Here is a 2,027-nt window from a genome sequence, read left to right as displayed (position 1 = left end):
CGCCCCCCCACTTATTTTCCCGCCCCGCATCACGCGCTTTTCCACCTGCCAAAAAACCTGGCCGCCCCCCGCCCCGCTCCTACGAAAAGCCCGTTCTTTTACCAGCCCATGTAATGCCCGCCATTGATGGCGAGGTTGGAGCCCGTGATCCAGCTGGAGTCTTCCGACGTGAGGAACGCCACCGCGTGGGCGATTTCCTCCGGGCGGCCGAGGCGCCCCACGGGAATCTGCGCGACGATCTTGGCGCGGATGTCTTCCGGCACGGCCATGACGAGATCGGTGCCGACGTAGCCCGGCGACACCGTGTTCACCGTGATGCCGAACTTCGCGTTCTCCTGCGCCAGCGAAATCGTGAAGCCGTGCACGCCGGCCTTCGCCGCCGCGTAATTCGCCTGGCCGTACTGGCCTTTCTGTCCGTTGATGGAGCTGATCTGCACGATGCGGCCCCACTGGCGCGAGCGCATGCCTTCGATCACCGGGCGCGTGACGTTGAAGCAGGCGTTGAGGTTGGTGTTCACCACCTCCGTCCACTGCTGGTAGTCCATCTTGTGGAACGTGGTGTCGCGCGTGATGCCGGCGTTGTTGATCAGGATCTCGACCGGGCCCGCGAGGTCTTCGACGCCGCGGACCATGGCCTCGGCCGAGACCGGGTCCGACACGTCGCCCGGTACCATCACGACATCGATGCCGTCGCGAATCATGTCTTCGCGCCACGCCGCCGCGCGGGCCTCGTCGCGGTAGTTGGTGGCGACGCGATGGCCCTGACGGGCAAGGTAGCGCACGAGCGCCGTACCGATGCCGCCCGTGCCGCCGGTCACCAGTGCCGTGCGTTGCGTCATGCCCTGCTTCATCCTCGCCTTTTTCCTGTCGTGGCCCGCGCGCGGGCAAACCTTCGTTATAGCGTCGTGCCGGGGGTAAGACTACTGCGGCGGAGCGTCGCAGGCGCGAATCCGTCGAGTGCGTCGCTCAACAGCCGCGCCGGCGTGGCCGCGGCCCCCGGCTTCACACCGAGCCAGTCCAGCGCCTTGCGCAGGGCGGGCAGGGGATCGGCGGGGTCCACGGGGAGGGCCGCGGTCGACTTCGAGAGCTTTCGTCCCTGCGCGTCCATCACCAGCGGCAGGTGAAGGTAGCCCGGCGTCGGCAGGCCCAGAAGTTGCTGCAGGTAGATCTGCCGGGCCGTGGAGTAGAGCAGGTCCGCGCCGCGGACCACGTGCGTGATGCCCTGATCGCCGTCGTCGACCACGCAGGCCAGCTGGTAAGACCAGAGGCCTTCGACGCGACGGATGACGAAGTCGCCGGCGACCTCACGCAGGTTCTCGGCCTGCGGACCCTGGAGGTCGTCATGCCACGTCACGACCCGGTCCGGGGAGCGAAGGCGCCACGCCGGGGGCCGCGAGGGATCGGCTGCGGCGATGCACCGACCGTCGCGGTGAAGGCCGCCATGCGCCGCCAGCTCGGCGCGGCTGCACCAGCAGGGGAACAGGTGACCTGCGTCGCGCAGCCGGTCGAAGGCCGCGGCGGAGAGGTCGTTCCGCCGGGACTGGTAGACCGGCGGCTGGTCAGGCGTCAGTCCGAAGGCATCTAGCGTCGACAGGATCGAGGCGGCCGAACCGGGAACCTCGCGCGGCGGATCGATGTCTTCGACACGCACGAGCCACTCGCCGCCGGCGTGGCGGGCGACGAGCCAGCTACCGACCGCCGTCACGAGCGACCCGAAATGCAGGGCGCCGGTGGGCGACGGGGCGAAGCGTCCACGATAGCGAGAGGTGGTCATCGGGCGAAAATTGAGAGGTTTCTCAAGATGGGCGAGGCATGCGCGCGACAGTGTAGGCGATGCCGACAGGCACGCCAGCCGTCTGCCAAAGGCCTCCCTTGCGGCAAAGCGTGCGAAGGCATTGAATCGTTCAGTCTTCGCCCCGAAAAATTGCATCAGCGGCGCCACATAGCCAGCCGCATGAGAGAGACAAACCATGTTCAAACGTATCGCTCTGTTCGTCGCCACCAACCTCGCGGTCATCCTGCTGCTG

At 67.4% G+C, this 2,027-nt stretch carries 2 protein-coding genes; both read right to left on the bottom strand.

The window, feature by feature from the left end:
* Positions 1 to 98 precede the first annotated feature (98 nt).
* On the bottom strand, positions 99 to 839 hold the full coding sequence (phbB, locus tag ACTHLF_RS11475) for an acetoacetyl-CoA reductase (RefSeq protein ID WP_440327474.1): 741 nt from the start codon (positions 837 to 839) through the stop codon (positions 99 to 101).
* A gap of 56 nt (positions 840 to 895) precedes the next feature.
* Positions 896 to 1,774 (bottom strand): tRNA glutamyl-Q(34) synthetase GluQRS, encoded by an 879-nt coding sequence (gene gluQRS, locus ACTHLF_RS11470; protein ID WP_440327473.1) that lies wholly within the window; start codon positions 1,772 to 1,774, stop codon positions 896 to 898.
* Positions 1,775 to 2,027 lie beyond the last annotated feature (253 nt).

It is taken from the genome of Luteibacter sp. (genome assembly GCF_051958795.1).
Lineage (GTDB): Bacteria > Pseudomonadota > Gammaproteobacteria > Xanthomonadales > Rhodanobacteraceae > Luteibacter.
This window is presented reverse-complemented; position numbering and strand designations above follow the sequence as displayed.

Excerpts from the sequence above, each read along its gene's own strand:
- phbB (WP_440327474.1), bottom strand. The coding sequence starts at position 839 with ATGACGCAACGCACGGCACTGGTGACCGGCGGCACGGGCGGCATCGGT.
- gluQRS (WP_440327473.1), bottom strand. The coding sequence starts at position 1,774 with ATGACCACCTCTCGCTATCGTGGACGCTTCGCCCCGTCGCCCACCGGC.